We start from the raw sequence: 15,619 nt of genomic DNA, 5'->3' as shown, positions 1-15,619 counted from the left end.
TGGTGAACGGGGGATCCCCATGGCCATCGACACGGTCACGTCGGCGCCGCCGACGCCCGCCCGGCTCGGCCGGCTCGCCGCGCGGGCGCTGCGCGAGGAGGCGCTGCACACGCCGAAGCCCGGGCTCGTCGACCGGCGCGGCGGCGGCGCGCACCGGGACATGACGCTGCCGATGCTCCTCGCCTCCGCCGACGCCCTCGCCGCGCCGATCGCCGCGTGCGCCGCGGCGGCGCGGTCGATGCCGCCGGGCCGCGACCTGCGGGCCGAGATCGGCGGGATCGGGCGGGACGGCGAACGGCGGATGCTGGCGGCGACCGGCGGCGTGAACACCCACCGCGGCGCCCTGTGGGCGCTCGGTCTCCTGGCCGCGGGACTGGCCGCCACGGGCACCGTCGCCGGGGCGGCCGGGTTCGCCGCGGCACTGGCCGCCCTCGACGATCCCGGGGCCGGCCGCGCATCGCACGGCACCGGGGCCGGCCGCGCATCGCACGGCACCGGGGCCGGCCGCGCATCGCACGGCACCGGGGTCCGGCTGCGCTACGGCGCGCCCGGCGCGATGGGTGAGGCCCGCCGCGGCTTCCCCCACGTGGTGCGGGTCGCGCTGCCCGTGCTGCGGCGGGACGGCCGCACCAGCGCGCTCCTGGCGTCGATGAGCCGCCTCGAGGACACCTGCCTGCTGCACCGGGCCGGGCCGGCCGGGCTGCGGGCCGTGCGCACCGGCGCGGCCGCGGTGCTGCGGGCCGGCGGGTCCGGCACGGCCGCCGGTGCCGCCGCCTTCGACCGGCTCGACCGGCTGTGCCGCCGGCACCACCTGTCACCCGGTGGCAGCGGCGACGTGCTCGCCGCCGCGATCTTCCTCGACGCCGCGGTCTCCCCTGACGCTGTGGTCGTCCCCGACGCTGCGGTCTTCCCCGACGCTGCGGTCTTCCCCTGACGCTGCGGTCTTCCCCGACGCTGTGGTCTTCCCTGACGCTGTGGAAGGACTCACCTGACATGCGGACGCTGCACTTCACGTTCCCGGCGACGGTGCGGGCCGTGCGCCGCGCCCACGTCGGCGTCGTCGGCTCCGGCGACCTCGAGGTCCTGTTCGAACCGACCGCCGACGACGTCGCCGTTGTTCGGGTCCGAACAAGTGTGGAGGGGTTCGACGAGGTCTGGCGCAGCACGCTGCAACGGTTCTTCGCCCGCACGCCGGTGCGGGGCTCGTGGGAGCTCAACGACGCGGCCGCGACCCCGGCGCTGGTCACGCTGCGGCTCCAGCAAGCCGCCCACGAGGCCGGCCCGATCGAGGAGGCGTCATGACCACCACGATGCAGGCGCTCGGCGCGCAGGCCGCCGGCGGCGCCGTCGACTGGGAGCGGGTGCTGCGCCGCCGCAGCTTCCTGGAGCTCGACGCGCTCACCCGCGCCGAGGCCCTGCTGGACGACGGGACGACCCGCGTGCTGTGCGGCCCGTTCGACCGGCTCGAGTCGCCGTGGCTGGTGCCGCAGGACGTGACACCGCAGTCCGACGACGGGGTGGTCGTCGCCCGCGGCACCGTGGCCGGCGCGCCCGCCGTGGTCCTGTCCATCGAGCAGGCGTTCCAGGGCGGCGGGATCGGCGAGGTGTCCGGCGCGAAGATCTCCGAGGCGCTGCGCCTGGCCGCCCGCGCACCCATGCCGGCGGTGCTGCTGCTGGAGACCGGCGGGGTCCGCCTGCAGGAGGCGAACCTCGGTCTCAACGCGGTCGCCGAGATCTGCGCCGCGCTGCTCGAACTGCGGCCCCTGGCCCCGGTGATCGGGGTGGTCGCGGGGTCGGTCGGGTCGTTCGGCGGGCTGAGCATCGCGACCGGCCTGTGCACCCGGGTGATCGTCACCCCGGAGGCGCGGATCGGGCTCAACGGTCCCGCCGTCATCGAGCAGGAGGCGGGCGTCGAGGAGTTCGACGCCGCCGACCACGACCTGATCTGGGCCGTCGACGGCGGGGTGCAGCGCCACCGGACCGGCCTGGCCGACGCGCTCGTCATCGACGACGCCGGCGCGCTGCGCGACGCGGTCCGCGACGCCGTGGCCGCCGGGGTCGCCCCGGCGGGCCGGCACCGCAGCGAGCGTCTCGACGTCCTCGACGCCCGGCTGGCCACCGTCGACCCGGCCGCACCGCCCGCGCCCGAGCGGCTGCCGTCGCTGTGGGGCGGGACCTACGAGCCGCCGACGGCACAGCGCCGGCCGGAACCAGACCAGGCGGAACCGGGCAGCAGCGGCACCCGCTCCTCGATGCGGCCGAGTGACCGCGGCCGGACCTGGATCGCCGCCCTCGCCGGCGCCGCACCGGAGCCCGTCATCGACTCGGTGCTGCGGGCCGACACCGCCGACAGCACGTATCTCGCGGTCGTCCCCGACCCGGACAACCCCTGGTACCGGGCCAGGCAGGGACAGGTCGGGGTGACCGAGTGCGCGGCCCTCGCCCGCACCATCCGGGCCGTCGTCGCGCAGGACGACGGTCGCCCGCAGCGGCGCGCGATCGTCGCCGTCGTCGACCTGCCCAGCCAGGCCTACGGCCGGATCGAGGAGATGACCGGGCTCTATCAGGCGATCGCGGCCGCCGTCGACGCCGCCGACGCGGCCCGCGTGGCCGGGCACCCGCTCGTCACCCTCGTCGTCGGGCAGGCACTGTCCGGCGGGTTCCTCGCCCACGGCCTGCAGGCGTCGCGGATCCTCGCCCTCGACGCGCCCGGCGTGGAGATCCACGCCATGCACAGGCAGGCCGCCGCGAAGATCACCCGGCGCACCGTAGAGCAGCTGGACCAGCTCGCCCGGACCATCCCGCCGCTGTCCTACGACGTGCGGCAGTGGGCCACGCTCGGCTTCTGCGACGGTCTGCTGCCGGTCAGCGACGCCGACCACCCCACCGACGCCGACGTCCGAGGGGTCGCGGCGGCGGTCCGCGTCGCCGCCCACGACGCCCGCACCGGCCCCACCGACCTGTCCCGGCGCCTCGACTCGGACCAGGCGAAGACCGTGCGCAAGGCGTCCCGGGCCGTCCGCGAAGCCCTCACCGCCCAGTGGAGCACACGGTGAACACGCCCTCGGAGCACACGGTGAACACGCCTTTCGAGCCCGCGGTGACCGGGCGTTTGGAGCCCGCGGTGACCGGGCTGCGCACCCACGACCTGGTCCGCCTCGCCGGCGTCGGCACCGACGCTTGCACCGGCGCCGCACCCGCATGGGTGGCCGAGTCCCTGGCCAGGACGCCGTGGGCCGTCGTGCGTCGCGGCACCGCCGCACGCGGGCACCTCCCGGTCGGCGTGCGGGGCCCGGAGCGGCACCAACGGCACGCCACGGAGGTCCCGGTCCACAGCGTGCTGGACGTCGTCGGGCCGGAGGAGCTCCGGTGCGGTGCCGGCCCGGCGGACCGGACCCCCGCGCTCGCGGCGTTGCGGGCGCTCCAGCCGGCCCTGGACGGGCTCGGTCCCGGCTGGGGGCCGGTGGGCGGCGCCGGGTTCGAACTCGCCACCGGGCAGCCCGTGACGACGGCGGCGAGCGACCTCGACGTCATCGTGCGATGCGACCCGCTCCCCGGGACGGACTGGGCCGCCGCGCTGCTCGAGGCGTTCCGCGGCGTGCCGGTGCGGGTCGACTGCCTGATCGAGACGCCGGCCGGGGCGGTCGCCGCCGCGGAGCTGGCCTCCGGCGCCGACCGGGTGGTGCTGCGCACCGCCCGCGGTGCCTGCCTGATCGTGCCGGCCCGGATCCGCGGGACATGAGCACCGCGCTGCTGTTCCCCGGCCAGGGCACACCCGGCCGCGCCACCCCGGTGTCCACCACGGACACCCAGGTCGCGCTGCTCACCACCGGGGTCGCGGCCGCGCGGACCCTCATCGACGAGCACGGCCTGCGGGTGGACGCGGTCGCCGGGCACTCCGCCGGCGTGTTCGGCGCCGCGGTCGTCGCCGGCGTCCTCGACCTCCCCGCCGCGCTGCGGGTCGTCCGCGTCCGCGGCGCCGCCATGGAACGCGCCTGCGCCAGCGGTTCCTGGGCGATGGCCGCCGTCCGGGGACTCGATCGGGCGGCCGTGCAACGGCTCGTCGACACCACGTACGGTCCATTGTGGATCGCCAACGTCAACGCCGCCGATCAGATCGTGGTCGCCGGCACCCGCGCCGCGCTCGACGCGCTGCGCCGGCGCGCACCGGCGGCGGGCGCCCGGGACGTCATCGACCTCGGCGTCGCCGTCGCCTCGCACGGCCCGCTGCAGGCCGGCACCGCGCGGGAGGTCGCCCGGGCCCTGGCCGGCGAGGCACACGGCGAGCAGCGGCGCGCGTACTTCGCCAACACCACCGGCCGGCGCCTCCTCCACGCCCCCGGCGCGGTCCTCGACGACGTCGCACTGTCCGTCCAACAACCGGTCCGCTGGCACGACATCGTGCGTCTCATGCCCGAACTCGGCATCACGACGACCGTGCAGGTGCCGCCCGGGCACGCCCTGGCCGCGCTCGCCGCCCGGGCACATCCGCACCTCACCGACCTCGCGGTCGACGACCTCGGCATCCCCGCCACCGTGCACCGCCTGAAGCGGGAGGAATGAGATGAAGACGCGCAGCAAGCAGATCCTGGCGACCGCCCTGGCGGTCGTGAGCCTCGCCGTGAGCGGCCCGCCGAACGCACGGCCGGCACCCACGGCCGCCGCGTGTGCCGCGAAACCGACCGTCGTGCTCGTCCACGGCGCCTGGGCGGGGACCTCGAGCTGGAACGGCGAGACCGAGCGGCTGCAGCAGGAGGGGTACAAGGTGCGCGCCTTCGCCAATCCGCTGCGCGGACTCATCAGCGACGCCGCCGGCCTGGCCGCGTTCCTCAAGACGATCGACGGGCCGATCGTGCTCGTCGGGCACTCCTACGGCGGATCCGTCATCACCAACGCCGCCGCGGGCAACCCGAACGTCGAGCAGCTGGTCTACGTCGACGCGGCCGCACCCGCGGTCGGTGAGAGCACCGGGCAGCTCAGCGGCAAGACCTCCGCGCTGGGCGGGCCGCCGGACACGCTCTACGACCGGGTGTCATCCCCGGGCGCTGCCTCCGGCGACGTCCTGCTGTACCTGAAGCAGCCGGTGTTCCTGCAGTCGTTCGGACCCGACCTGCCGAAGCCGGCCGCGACGACACTCTGGGCCGGGCAGCGACCGGCCGCGATGAGCGCCTTCACCACCCCGTCGAAGGCGGCCGCGTGGAAGACGATCCCGTCGTGGTACGTCATCGGCACCGCCGACAAGATCATCACGCCGGAGTCGCAGCAGGCCATGGCGGAGCGCGCGAACGCCAAGATCCTACGGGTCCCCGGCGGGTCGCACCTGACCCTGATCTCCCACCCGGAGGCCGTCACCGACCAGATCCTCGCCGCCGCCCACGCCACCTGCCCCGCCACCTGAGCGGGTAGCGGCTACTGCAGGCCACCCCGGACGGACGTGATGCGAGCAGTATTGAAACCCAGCCAGTGCATCCGTCCGACGTACCGGGCGTGCTCGACCTTCAGGCAACGGTCCACGATCACGGTGAGCCCGCCGTCCTCGGCGATCCGCGCGCCCTCCGCGTTGATCACACCGAACTGGGTCCACAGGGTCCCCGCCCCGATCGCGACCGCGTCCCGGGCGATGCCCGGCAGGGCGTCCGGGGCGCGGAACACGTTGACGATGTCGACCGGCACCGGCACGTCGCGCAGGCTCGGGTAGCTGGTCTCGCCGAGAATCCGCGGCTCGCGTGGGTTCACCGGGATCACCTGGTACCCGTGCCGCTTGAGGTAGTAGCCGACGAAGTGGCTGGCCCGCAGCTCGTTGCCGGACAGCCCGACGACCGCGATCGTCTTCGCGCCGTGCAACACCCGCTGGATGGTGAGGGGGTCCTGGTGGTCGGTCATCAGGCACCTGCCTTGACGTTGGCGAAACCCTGCTCGAGATCCCAGATCAGGTCGTCCACGGACTCCGTGCCGACGGACAGCCGGACCGTGCCGGGCGCGACCCCGGCGGCGGTCAGCTCGTCGTCGCTGAGCTGCCGGTGGGTCGTGCTGGCCGGGTGGATGATGAGGCTCTTCGCGTCGCCGACGTTGGCCAGGTGCGACCAGAGCGACACGCCACGGATCAGGTCCTGCCCGCCGTCGCGGCCCCCGGCGCACTCGAAGGAGAACACCGCTCCCGCGCCGAGCGGCAGGTACTTGTCCACCAGCGGCCGGTACCGGCTGCCGGACAGTCCGGGGTAGGTGACGTTCGAGGCCAGCTCGTGCCCCTCGAGGAACTCCGCGACCTTCCGCGCGTTGGCGACGTGCCGGTCCATCCGCAGCGACAGCGTCTCCAGACCCTGCAGGAACAGGAACGCGTTGAACGGCGACAGCGCGGCACCCAGATCGCGCAGCGTCTCCGCGCGCAGCTTCATCAGGTAGCCGTACGTGCCGAACGTCTCGTGGAACTGCAGGCCGTGATACGCCGGCGACGGGTCGGCCACCACCGGGAACCGGCCGTTGGACCAGTTGAACGTGCCGGCCTCCACCACGACACCGCCGATGCTGGTGCCGTGGCCGCCGATGAACTTCGTCGCCGAGTGGATGACGATGTCGGCGCCCCACTCGATCGGGCGGCACAGGTACGGCGTGGCGAACGTGTTGTCGACGATCAGCGGCAGGTCGTGCTCGTGCGCGATCGTGGCGAGGGTCTCGATGTCCAGGACGTTGCCGGACGGGTTGCCGATCGTCTCGCCGAAGAACGCCTTCGTGGTGTCGCGCACCGCCTGCCGCCACGCCTCCGGGTCGTCGGGGTCGACCCAGGTCACCTCGACGCTCATCTTGCGCAGCAGGTGCTTGAACTGGTTGACGGTGCCGCCGTACAGCGCCGAGGACGACACCACGTGGTCGCCGGGCTGCAGCAGCGTGAACAGCGCGGCCGCCTGGGCGGCGATCCCGCTGGCGAACGCCACCGCGCCGCTGCCGCCCTCGAGGTTCGCCACCCGCTCCTCGAACACCGCGGTGGTCGGGTTCATGATGCGCGAGTACGTGTTGCCGTACTCCTGCAGGTTGAAGTAGGCCGCCGCCGACTCGGGGTCCTCGAAGACGTAGCTGGTCGTCTGGAAGATCGGCACGGCCCGTGCGCCGGTGTTGGGGTCGGGTCGCTGCCCGGCGTGCAACTGCCGCGTCTCGAACCCGAAGTCGCGCGCCTCTTCGGCCCGCAGTGGTCTGTCGGTCACGGTGCCTTGTCCTCTGTGTCGGTCATTTGCAGGAACGCCCGGATCACCGGCGTTTGCCGGGCTTCCTCCAGCAGGAAGCAGTCGTGCCCGTACGGCGCGTCGAAGACGTGCAGCTCGGCGGGCTTGCCGTGCTCCCGCAGCGCGTCGTGGATCTCTTGTGACGCGGCCGGCGGATACAGCCAGTCCGAGCTGAACGCGATCAGCAGCGTCCGGGCCTTGATTCCTTGCAGGGCCTCGGTCAGCGACCCGCCGCCGTGTTCGCGGGCCAGGTCGAAGTAGGTCAGCGCCCGGGAGATGTACAGGTAGGTGTTGGCGTCGAAGCGCCGCACGAACGTCGAGGCCTGATGCCGCAGGTAGCTCTCCACCTGGAACTCGGCGTCGGTGATCGTGTAGCGGATGTCGTCGCCGTCCTGCAGCCGCCGGGCGAACTTGTCGCCCATCGACGCCGCGGACAGATACGTCACGTGCCCCACCATCCGCGCCAGGCCCATGCCCGCGTCGGGCCTGCGGCCGGTGCCGTAATAGTGGCCGCCCTGCCAGTCCGGGTCGCGCATGATGGCGTCGCGGGCGATCGCGTTCCACGACAGGCCCTGCGGGTGCAGCGCGTGCGTGCTGGCGATCACCACGATCGCGTCGACCAGGTCGGGGAACAGCACCGCCCACTGCAGCGCCTGCATCCCGCCGAGCGACCCACCGGCGACCGCGGCCAGCCGCTCGATGCCCAGCAGCTCCAGCAGCGCCCGCTCGACGCGCACCATGTCGGCGACCGTGACGACCGGGAAGTCCGACCCGTACGGCTTTCCGGTCCCGGGGTCGATCGAGGACGGGCCGGTCGTGCCGGCGCAACCGCCGAGCAGGTTCGTCGACACCACGAAGAAGCGGTCGGTGTCGAACGCCTTGCCGGGCCCGATCATCCCGTCCCACCAGCCGAGGCCCTTGGCGGCGGTGCCGTCGCGGTCCTCGGCCCCGAACCCGTCGCGGGTGCTCTCCCCCGGCTTCGCGGACCGGCCCGCGGCGTGCGCGTCACCGCTGAGCGCGTGACAGACCAGGATGACGTTGTCCCGTTCGGGGGATAACGCGCCATACGTCTCGTATGCGACACGAATGGTGGCCAGTTCCCGACCCGAGTCGAGCCGGACCGGCCCGGGCAGGTCGGCATACTTGGTCTCGACCACACCGACCGAGCCGGCCGCACGGGTCGAGGCTGAAGTCATGAGCGCGATGATAGCCGGAAGCCCGCAGCCGATGTACTGTCAACCATCCCGATCGGGAATGTAGTGGATCGAAGGGAGCTTCACCTGATGACAACGGTTGAGAACGGCGTCAATGTGCAGGCACTGCTCGAGGCGCGCACCGCGCTGCAGGGTGCGCCCGAGGCCGCGCAGTTCACCTGGCGGGCCACGTCCAAGTGGGACCACGGCGTGCACAGCACCACCCGCGTCCAGCAGTTCTTCGGCCTCGGCGCCGAGCAGAGCCACAAGGCCGAGTCGGTGTTCGACGCCGACCACCCCGCGGTCTTCGCCGCCGAGGACAACGGCATCACCCCGATCGAATACCTGCTCGTCGGCCTCGCCGGCTGCCTCACCGCCGGTGTCGCGTCCGTCGCCCAGAACCGCGGCATCCAGCTGCGCTCCGTCGACGCGGTCGTGGAGGGCAAGCACGACATCCGCGGCATCCTCGGCGCCGACCCCGACGTCCGCAACGGCTTCAACGACATCAAGGTGACGTTCAGCATCGACGCCGACGCCTCCAAGGAGGAGATCGAGGCCCTCGTCGCCCAGTCCCAGAAGCGCTCCGCCGTCTTCGACGCGCTCACCAACCCGACCGACGTCACCGTCGAAGTCGCCTGACAACGTGGACGTCACCACCGTCGTCATCGGCGCCGGCCACGCCGGGCTCGCCGCCAGCCACTTCCTGCGCGAACGGTCGATCGACCACGTCGTGCTGGAGCGCGGCGAGGTCGCGAACTCGTGGCGCCGTGAGCGGTGGGACTCCCTGCGCCTGCTGACCCCCAACTGGCAGTCCCGCCTGCCCGGGCACCGCTATGAGGGGGCCGATCCCGACGGGTACATGACGATGGGCGAGGTGGTCGACTTCGTCGAGCGCTTCGCCACCGTCACCGCCGCGCCCGTGCGGACCTCGACGACCGTCACGTCGGTCTCGTACTCCGGCGACCGGTACGACGTGCTGACCTCCACCGGCGCGTTCCGGGCCCGGACCGTGGTCATCGCCAGCGGTGCCTGCAACCGGCCGGTGGTCCCGGCCTTCAGCGACGCGGTGCCCGCCGCCATCGAGCAGTTCACGCCGTTCGACTACCGCGGCCCGGAGAAGCTCCCCGACGGCGGCGTGCTCGTCGTCGGGGCCTCGGCGACGGGCGTGCAGCTGGCCGCCGAGCTGCAGCGATCCGGCCGGCCGGTGACCCTCTCGGTCGGTGAGCACACCCGGCTGCCCCGCACGTACCGCGGCCGCGACATCCTGTGGTGGATGTCCACGTCGGGCGTGTGGGACCAGCGCTACGACGAGATCGACGATCTCACCCGCGCCCGCCGGCTGCCGTCGCCGCAGCTCGCCGGCACCGCGGACCGCAGCACCCTCGACCTCAACACGCTGACCGCGCTCGGCGTGCAGCTGGTCGGCCGCTGGGCCGCGATCCGCGACGGCAAGGCCCTGTTCTCCGGCGGCCTGCGCAACGTGTTCGCCCTCGCCGACCTCAAGCAGCAGCGACTGCTCGACACGTTCGACGCGCTGGGCGTTTCGGACCTCCCTCCTCCGGAGCGGTTCGCGCCCACTACCGTGCCCACCGCGAGCCGGTTGCAGCTCGACCTGCGCTCCGGCGAGATCCGCAGCATCGTGTGGGCGACCGGGTACCGGCCGGAGTACGACTGGCTCGACGTCCCCGTCCTGGACGCCAAGGGCCGGCTCGACCACGACGGCGGCGTGCTCGCCAGCCCCGGCCTGTACGCGCTGGGCCTGCCCGTCCTGCGCCGCCGCAAGTCCACCTTCATCCACGGCATCGAGGACGACGCCCGCGACGTGGTCGACCACCTGGCCGCGCACCTCGCGCACCGCCCCTGACGCTTGCGCGACCCGGTCCGCCCGTGATCGGATGATCACAGCATCGCGTGCCGGTGGCGGTCTGCGCCAGGCATGGAGGTGTGGGACCGAAGGGCCGCCGACTGTGGCACCCCAGGACCGCGACCGCGCTGTCGCGCTCAGCCTGCAACTCGCGCAGGCACACCAGAAACTCCGCTCCCAGCTCGCATCCCTCAGGACGGGCCCGTCCCGCGACCTCACCGTGCACTGCGTCGCGTTCTGCGCCGCCGTGACCGCGCACCACGAGGGCGAGGACGCCGGCATGTTCGCCGAACTGCTACGGCTCCGCCCCGACCTCGCCGGCACCGTCGACAAGCTCGTCGAGGACCACGGGCTGATCTCCTGGATCCTGTCCCGGATCGCCGCAGCCACGTCCGACGACGCCGTCAGCGGCGAGCTCGACGGGCTCACGGCCATCCTCGAGTCGCACTTCGCCTACGAGGAACGGGCGATCAGCGCGGCGCTGGACGCCGGTACCCCCGACACCGGCTGGTCGGCGAAGGTGTTCGACTTCAACTGACGAGTTCGTGCACGCGCCGGGCGAACGCCTGCGGGTGGGTGAGGTTGCCGTTGTGGCCGCCCGGAAACTGGTGCGCCTCGACGCGGCGGCGCCCGGCGAGGGCCAGCGCGGCGAGGTAGTCGAAACCGTCGTGCGGGCTGGTCCGGCCGACCGCGGGCAGGATGTGCGCGTCGGCGGGAAGGTCGGCCAGGGTGAGGGTGTCGGCGAGGACGGCGCCCAGGTCGTTGGAAAGGAAGTACTCGAAGTTGGCGGCGCGCGCCTCCGTGAACGGGAACGCGGTGATGCCGGGCTCGGTGTCCTGGTCGTGCGGGTTGATGCCGAGCACAGCGGCGACCTGTGCGGCGGCCGCGCGCCAGCCGTGCCGCTGATGCGCCAGGCGCACCGACGCCAGCTTGTCGCGGGCGGTGGTCTCGGCAGCCGGAGCCAGGAACCGCAGCGCGATCGGTTCGTGCGCGATCAACGTGCCGACGCTGCCGGGATGCTCGACCAGCAGGTGCAGCCCGATCGCGGCGCCGAGGCTCAGCCCGAGCATCAGCGCCGGCCCGTCGGTGACCTGGCGCAGGACGGCGGCCGCGTCATCGGCGTGCAGCCGGATCGACACCGGGGCTGACGGGTCGTCGGGGCGGCTGCGGGACAGTCCGCGCCGGTCATACGTGACGACGGTGAACCGGTCGGCGAGCCGACCGACGAGGTCCACGGTGCGGTCGGCGTCGCCCTCACCGCTCTGCGAGATGAGCAGGACCGGCCCGGTCCCCGTGACGTCGTAGTGGATGTGTGCGCCGCTCGCCTGTGTCTGCATGCCGCTCACGCTAACCCATCATTTCTGATGCATCAAGAATGATGTACGGTGGCTCACATGGGTCCCGTGGAACTGATGCTGCTCGGCCGCACGCTCATGAAGATCGGCGAACAGGCACTGCCCTCGGCCGGCGGCGGCGAGCGGACCGTCGTGATCGTCATGAGCGACGTCTACGACCACCCCGGCACCACGGTCGGCGAGGTCGCCGTGCGGACGGGCCTGCCACAGAGCGCGGTCTCCAACGCCGTGGCCCGGCTGCGGTCGGTCGGCTCGGTCCTCGCCGGCCCGGACCCGGCCGACCGGCGCCGCCAGCTGCTGCACCGCAACCCCGAGCCCACCGCCCGCCAGCGCGAGGTCGCCGCCGTCGACATCACAGCCGCGGTCGCCGGCGCGCTCGGCGAGCACCGGCCGGCCGACCTGACGGAGGTCCTGGCCGCCCTGGAAACCCTCGGCCGGCACCTCACCCGGCACTGATCCGCACCTGGCACTGATCCGCACCTGGCCGGCGCTTCGGCGCGGCACCGGCGTCAGCACTGGGTGTGTCGTCAGGCGCGTCGCCTTTGCCGTCCTAGGATGCTAGGATTCGATGGTGGCCCACCGCGGGCTGGTCGTCCTTCCGCTGCCAGGTTGGGTCGACGCCTGTGCGCACTCGACGGTCCGCCCCACCAGCGGGACCTGGCACGCTCCTACGTCGGGTCCCCGGGTCGTCGGCGTTCGGGATTCGGTTCGCCTCCCCCGTAGGGAACCCGGCACGCTCCTCCGTCGGGTCCGCCGGGTGCAGGTCGTCGACCTCCGGCAGACGGGCGCGGCCTCCTTCGTATGGTCCGCCTCCCCCGCAGGAAACCGGCAGCCTCCTACGTCGAGTCCCGGCCCCTGGTCGCGGCCTCCGGCATACGGTCCGCCTCCCCCGGCACGAAACTCGGCAGCCTCCTACGTCGGTTCGCGCGCAGGTGGCCAGCTTCCGGCATTCGGTCTGGCCCCCGGTCGTAAACTCGGCCGCCTCCTATGTCGGGTCCCGGCCCCTGGTCGCGGGGAACCGGCAGCCTCCTATGTCGGGATCGCCGCGCGGAGGTCGTCGGCCTCCGGCATGCCGAGTGCCGCGTACAGGGCGATCGCCTGCTCGTGGTGCACCCCGGCGCGGGCCAGGTCATGCAGTGCCGCGTGAGCGTCGCCGAGGCCCCGGTGCGCGCGGGCCTGCTGGTCGCGGGCGTCGGCGACCGTCGCTGCGGCAAGAGCGGCCGCGTGGTGGGTGAGCGCGCCGGCCGGGTCACCGAGCGACCGTGCCGCCTCGCCGAGGCCGTTGCGCGCCCACGCCTCGCCGATCCGATCATGCCCGTCGAGGAACAGTGCAAGGGCCCGCCGGTGCTGCTCAGCCGCCTCCTCGTGCCGCCCGAGCCGGTGCTCGACGATGCCCAGGTCCGTCAGGGCGCTCGCCTCGCCGAGCAGGCTGCCAGCCTCGCGATACAGGATGAGCGCCCGCCGGTGGTGCTCGCCGGCCGGACCGTAGCGGCCCATCCGCTCCTCGACGAGTCCGAGGTTGTTGAGGGCCCTGGCCTCACCGACCCGATCACCGCCCCGTCGATACAGCCGCGCCGCTGCCTCGAAGCAGCCGGCCGCCGACGGAAGCCGATGCAGGTCCGCCGCGGCCAAGCCCAGGTTGATGGTCGCGCGGGCCTCACCTGCCAGGTTGCCGAGCTCGCCGTGCAGCGCCACCGCCCGCTCGAGGTGCCCGGCGGCGGGCTCGGGCCGTCCCAGCCGCAGCAGCGCGGCACCGAGCGCGGTCCGCGTGTCGGCCTCCCCACCCCGGTCACCGAGACCGAGGGCGGCGTCGAGGCCGTGCCCGTGCACGGCGACGGCATCAGCGGGCTGCCCAGCGGCGAGATACCGCAGCAGGATCGCCGACAGCCGCACCGCGTGGCCGGGCCAGCCACCGGTGGCGGTCTCGGCAACGATCGCGAGCAGCGCCACCCGCTCACCGTCCAGCCACCTGTGTGCCGCCGCCGCGTCGACCAGCACCGGAGACGGGCTGCCCACCGCAACCGCGAAGGGTCGGTCCCCATCCGCAGAGCCTCGGTCCCCATCCAGCAACCCACCACCCGCCCGAAGCCCGACGCCGCCATCCAACGACCCGGCACCCGCCCGAAGCCCAGCACCATCGCCACCGCCCGACGACGCGGCGTCCGCCCGAAGCGGGAAGCCACCGTCCTCACCCGACAGCCCAACGTCCGCCCCAAACACGGCGCCACCGCCCCCATCCAGCGACCCAGCGCCACCATCCCCACCCGACAGCGCGCCGCCCGCTCCAACAGCGATGCCACCGTCCCCAGCTGACAATGCGACACCCGCCCGAAGCGCGGCGCCATCGTCCCCGTCCCCGTCCCCGTCAAACAGCCCGCCACCATCCCGATCCGACAGCGCGGCACCTGGTGGGGCCATCGACGGGCGCACTCCGCCGCGAGCCGGCGGCGGGGCGTCCTCGCTCCGTGGCGGCTGTGGCCGGCGGGTGGAGTCGGTGGGGAACAGCAGGTCGGTGGCGGCCGCCGCTGTGGTCAGGTAGTAGTCGTACAGACGGCTGCGGGGGGCATCGGTCGGGCGTTGGGTGTGTTCGGCGGCGTACGCGCGCAACAGGTCGTGCATGCCGTAACGGCCCGGGGCGGTCCGGTGCACGAGGTGCGCCCGGGCGAGCTGGTCCAGCACCGCGCGGGCCTGCGCCGGGGTGTCGCCGGTCAGGCTGGCGATCGAGTGCGCGTCGAAGTCGGCGCCGGGGTGCAGGCCGAGCAGCCCGAACGTGCGGGCCGCGGCGGGCGGCAGGTGCCGGACCGACCACGACAGCACCGCCGACACCGACGCCCGCGGGTCGTCACCGGCGGCGAGCAGGGCCAGCCGCTGCCGCTGGTCGTCCAGCTCCGCGACGAGGTCGGCCAGGGTGGCGCCGGACCGGGCGACCACCAGCTCGGCGGCGACCCGCAACGCCAGCGGCAGCCGAGCGCACTGCTCGGCGAGGGTGGTCACGGCGCCGGGCTCGGCGCGGGCCCGCGCCCCGATCAGCCGCCGCAGCAGGGCGCCCGCGTCGCCGGGCGGCAGCAGGTCGACCTCGACCCGGTGCGCACCGTCGACGGCGACGAGCCCCGGCAGCGTGTCCCGGCTGGTGACCAGCGCCGTGCACGAGCCGGTGCCGGGCAGCAGCGGCCGGACCTGCTCGGCCGACGACGCGTTGTCCAGCAGCAGCAGGACCCGCCGGTCGGCGATCTCGGTGCGGAACCGGGCGGCCCGCTCGTCCGCGTCGACGGGCACGTCCGGCGGGGCGACCCCGAGCGCGGCCAGGAACCGGCCGAGCGCCTCGGTGGTGGCCATCGGCTGGGCCGGGTCGTGCCCGCGGAGATTGACATACAGCTGGCCGCCGGGGAACCGGTCCCGGACGTGATGCGCCCACCGGACCGCGAGCGCGGTCTTGCCGGCCCCGGCCGGCCCGGTGACCACCGCGACGAACACCGCCGTCGGCTGGTCGGCGGCCTCGGCGGCCATCGCGTCGAGGGCGGCCAGCTGCACCGCCCGTCCGGTGAACGTCGACACGTCAGGCGGCAGCTGCGCCGGCACCCGCCCGGCGGCCGGCGCCGGATCTCCCGCGGTCACCTCCCCGGCGTCCACGCCGGCCGCGGAGCGCCGGAAGGTGTCGGCGTCGGTGCCGGTCAGCCCGAACACGTCCGCGAGCAGCCGCACGGTCGGCGGGCGCGGCACCGCGATGCGGCCGCCTTCGAGCTTCACGATGCTGCGGACGCTCAGCCCGGCCTTCGTGGCCAGCTCTTCCTGGGTCAGCCCCAGCCGGCGCCGGTGGGCACGGACGAGCGCCCCGAACGCCCTCGAACCTTCGACCTCGCTCATCGCCATCCTCGCGCCGGCGCTGCCCCTGCCGGACAACCGTACGCCGCCGGTACGACAAGTTCCGATGAGATTCCGGTCAACGTCCTGGCACCCCGGCCGGTCCTCCACGACGATGGAATCAGCACG

Annotated in this window: 15 protein-coding genes; 10 read left to right on the top strand and 5 right to left on the bottom strand. The window is 73.8% G+C overall.

Features of this window, described 5'->3' with window-relative positions; genetic code table 11:
* The first annotated feature begins 19 nt into the window (after positions 1-19).
* From Dsi01nite_RS16925 to Dsi01nite_RS16900, 6 genes are read left to right on the top strand one after another with little or no spacing between them, the layout of a single operon-like run.
* Positions 20-934 (top strand): triphosphoribosyl-dephospho-CoA synthase, encoded by a 915-nt coding sequence (locus Dsi01nite_RS16925; RefSeq protein WP_203847101.1) that lies wholly within the window; start codon positions 20-22, stop codon positions 932-934.
* Between the two features lie 59 nt (positions 935-993).
* The gene (gene mdcC, locus Dsi01nite_RS16920) at positions 994-1,302 is read left to right on the top strand and encodes a malonate decarboxylase acyl carrier protein (protein WP_203847100.1); all 309 of its coding nucleotides are present in this window, start codon (positions 994-996) and stop codon (positions 1,300-1,302) included.
* Positions 1,299-3,056 carry a biotin-independent malonate decarboxylase subunit beta gene (gene mdcD / locus Dsi01nite_RS16915; RefSeq protein WP_203847099.1) on the top strand — a complete coding sequence of 586 codons (1,758 nt, stop codon included), beginning with the start codon at positions 1,299-1,301 and terminating at the stop codon, positions 3,054-3,056. Before mdcC ends, mdcD begins: the two co-directional genes overlap by 4 nt.
* A gap of 20 nt (positions 3,057-3,076) precedes the next feature.
* Positions 3,077-3,742 (top strand): malonate decarboxylase holo-ACP synthase, encoded by a 666-nt coding sequence (locus Dsi01nite_RS16910; RefSeq protein ID WP_203847098.1) that lies wholly within the window; start codon positions 3,077-3,079, stop codon positions 3,740-3,742.
* On the top strand, positions 3,739-4,563 hold the full coding sequence (locus tag Dsi01nite_RS16905; protein WP_203847097.1) for an ACP S-malonyltransferase: 825 nt from the start codon (positions 3,739-3,741) through the stop codon (positions 4,561-4,563). Before Dsi01nite_RS16910 ends, Dsi01nite_RS16905 begins: the two co-directional genes overlap by 4 nt.
* Position 4,564: 1 nt before the next feature.
* Positions 4,565-5,398, top strand: coding sequence for an alpha/beta hydrolase (locus tag Dsi01nite_RS16900; protein ID WP_203847096.1), 834 nt, complete (start codon positions 4,565-4,567; stop codon positions 5,396-5,398).
* Between the two features lie 11 nt (positions 5,399-5,409).
* On the opposite strand, the gene Dsi01nite_RS16895 is transcribed toward Dsi01nite_RS16900, so the two are convergent.
* Genes Dsi01nite_RS16895 through metX form a run of 3 tightly spaced genes read right to left on the bottom strand, consistent with a single transcriptional unit; the run spans position 5,410 to position 8,413 of the window.
* Positions 5,410-5,883 (bottom strand): CoA-binding protein, encoded by a 474-nt coding sequence (locus Dsi01nite_RS16895; protein WP_203847095.1) that lies wholly within the window; start codon positions 5,881-5,883, stop codon positions 5,410-5,412.
* Positions 5,883-7,199 (bottom strand): O-acetylhomoserine aminocarboxypropyltransferase/cysteine synthase family protein, encoded by a 1,317-nt coding sequence (locus Dsi01nite_RS16890; protein WP_203847094.1) that lies wholly within the window; start codon positions 7,197-7,199, stop codon positions 5,883-5,885. Before Dsi01nite_RS16890 ends, Dsi01nite_RS16895 begins: the two co-directional genes overlap by 1 nt.
* Positions 7,196-8,413, bottom strand: coding sequence for a homoserine O-acetyltransferase MetX (gene metX, locus Dsi01nite_RS16885; RefSeq protein ID WP_203847093.1), 1,218 nt, complete (start codon positions 8,411-8,413; stop codon positions 7,196-7,198). The genes Dsi01nite_RS16890 and metX overlap by 4 nt, the downstream gene beginning before the upstream one ends.
* 87 nt (positions 8,414-8,500) lie before the next feature.
* Here metX and Dsi01nite_RS16880 point away from each other — a divergent pair, with 87 nt between their 5' ends.
* From Dsi01nite_RS16880 to Dsi01nite_RS16870, 3 genes are all read left to right on the top strand, one after another.
* Entirely contained in the window at positions 8,501-9,049 is a 549-nt protein-coding gene (locus tag Dsi01nite_RS16880) for an OsmC family protein (protein ID WP_203847092.1), read from the top strand.
* Positions 9,050-9,053: 4 nt separating this feature from the next.
* Positions 9,054-10,274: an NAD(P)-binding domain-containing protein gene (locus Dsi01nite_RS16875; RefSeq protein WP_239135941.1), complete on the top strand. Its 1,221-nt coding sequence runs from the start codon at positions 9,054-9,056 to the stop codon at positions 10,272-10,274.
* 103 nt (positions 10,275-10,377) lie between these two features.
* Positions 10,378-10,812, top strand: coding sequence for a hemerythrin domain-containing protein (locus Dsi01nite_RS16870; RefSeq protein ID WP_203847091.1), 435 nt, complete (start codon positions 10,378-10,380; stop codon positions 10,810-10,812).
* On the opposite strand, the gene Dsi01nite_RS16865 is transcribed toward Dsi01nite_RS16870, so the two are convergent.
* Positions 10,805-11,611, bottom strand: coding sequence for an alpha/beta fold hydrolase (locus Dsi01nite_RS16865; protein WP_203847090.1), 807 nt, complete (start codon positions 11,609-11,611; stop codon positions 10,805-10,807). The genes Dsi01nite_RS16870 and Dsi01nite_RS16865 overlap by 8 nt on opposite strands.
* A gap of 57 nt (positions 11,612-11,668) precedes the next feature.
* Here Dsi01nite_RS16865 and Dsi01nite_RS16860 point away from each other — a divergent pair, with 57 nt between their 5' ends.
* Positions 11,669-12,085, top strand: a complete 417-nt coding sequence (locus tag Dsi01nite_RS16860) for a MarR family transcriptional regulator (RefSeq protein WP_203847089.1) — start codon at positions 11,669-11,671, stop codon at positions 12,083-12,085.
* A 573-nt stretch (positions 12,086-12,658) separates the two neighbouring features.
* Here the strand turns inward: Dsi01nite_RS16860 and Dsi01nite_RS58330 are convergent.
* The gene (locus tag Dsi01nite_RS58330; protein ID WP_203847088.1) at positions 12,659-15,493 is read right to left on the bottom strand and encodes an ATP-binding protein; all 2,835 of its coding nucleotides are present in this window, start codon (positions 15,491-15,493) and stop codon (positions 12,659-12,661) included.
* Between the last annotated feature and the right edge of the window lie 126 nt (positions 15,494-15,619).

Origin of the sequence: Dactylosporangium siamense (genome assembly GCF_016862795.1) — a bacterium.
Classification (GTDB): domain Bacteria; phylum Actinomycetota; class Actinomycetes; order Mycobacteriales; family Micromonosporaceae; genus Dactylosporangium; species Dactylosporangium siamense.
The sequence above is the reverse complement of the archived record's forward strand: the minus strand, read 5'-3'. Positions and strand labels throughout refer to the sequence as shown.